At 58.5% G+C, this 455-nt stretch carries 1 pseudogene; it reads right to left on the bottom strand.

Annotated elements, in window-relative coordinates:
• Window positions 1-428: pseudogene (locus tag RM704_RS44720) on the bottom strand (MMPL family RND transporter); the annotation flags it as partial.
• Window positions 429-455 lie beyond the last annotated feature (27 nt).

A 455-nucleotide genomic window follows, 5' to 3' on the forward strand; every position in this document is an offset into this window, starting at 1 on the left:
GTCAGTTCGTCAATGCCGTCGAGGGCATCGAAGACTGACTTCAGCGCCGCGCACATCGGTATGTCGAAGCAGTGCGGTTCCCAGTAGAAGTAATTGCGCATCGGCCGGAACTGGTCATCGAAGTTCGCGATGTTGTCCCGCATCTTCTTGGTGACCTCGAGTAGCTCCTGCGACTTGGCCGCAGAGTCCTGCGTGAGCTTGGTCTGCCGGAGGGAGAGTTGGTACTGCTCTTCCAAGATGGAGATCGAGACATTGGTCGCGTCAACCATTTTCAGCTGGTTGGCCAACTGCTCCCGCTGGAACGGCAGGTTCAGATTGCTGGTCTGCCCTTGGATGGCGGTCTGAAACGGAATCGAGCTGTGCTGGATCGGGATACCCAACGGACGGGTGATGCTCTGCACCATCGCGATGCCCTCGGTGCGCAGCACGTTCTTCGCGACACGGTCCAGTACCAG

Origin of the sequence: Streptomyces gottesmaniae, assembly GCF_031845845.1 — a bacterium.
In the GTDB taxonomy this organism is placed as follows: domain Bacteria; phylum Actinomycetota; class Actinomycetes; order Streptomycetales; family Streptomycetaceae; genus Streptomyces; species Streptomyces akebiae.